This window comes from Citrobacter sp. VF227 (genome assembly GCF_052950715.1).
In genome coordinates this window covers 1-729 of sequence record NZ_JBRFVF010000093.1, presented here as the reverse complement: position 1 = coordinate 729, position 729 = coordinate 1, and the positions used below count along the sequence as shown (strand labels likewise).

The window sequence follows — 729 nt, the reverse complement described above, 5'->3', positions numbered from 1 at the left end:
CTTGAAAGAAACACAGTATGTGCTCGGCGAGGCGGGGGAAATTATCGCGACAGATATCCCGTACGGCCTAAACCCACGATATGAAGGCGAACCGGATCTGGCGTCGGCGCTTGCGAAATTCTTAGCCGAATATAAGCCCGACGCTCTCGACGTAAGCCAAATTAATCCCGGCCCTCTGCTGTATGCCGACCTTCAGCTTCGGTATTTCCTAACAGCCGAAGAAGGTCTTGCATTAGCGACAGGTCTGCATTTTGACGTGTCCGCCGAAGCGAACTCTTTTGATTGGGGCGAGCAGACGTACTACCCATTCAGGCCGGACCTCAACTTTCTTATGATGAGCAGTTTGGCGGTTGTTCCGCTAAACGCTGTTGAGGTAGCCGTCCTAAATTGCATGTCGGCCTTCTACGCTTTCTATGAAGCTCTTTATCTTTCGGCCAGAGCCGGCGAACTGAACTTTGACAGAAAGTACCCTTTTGATTGGTGGCTCGATTTCTGGCTTCGCCGCGGGATAGATGTGAAAGCAGAATGCTCTCGAACGGCTAACTCCTCATCTAGCGAAGCGAAGCCTTCGCACGCGCTGGCGATAGCAGCACTTCTAGAGCTACTTACAGCTCCTGTCATGCGCCCGCGGCCAAACGGAATGAATCAGACTGCAGTAAAAGCCGCGATACTAGAAAGGTTCCGCTGGCGCGGCCTGAAAGAGCGGAACCTCGACAAGCTGTTTGCAGA

The 729-nt window shown here is 52.8% G+C and carries 1 protein-coding gene; it reads left to right on the top strand.

Going from position 1 to position 729, the window contains the following annotated elements; genetic code table 11:
• Nucleotides 1-729 (top strand): hypothetical protein (locus ACU8YC_RS25230; protein ID WP_446895992.1); only part of this gene is annotated, 729 nt, incomplete at both ends.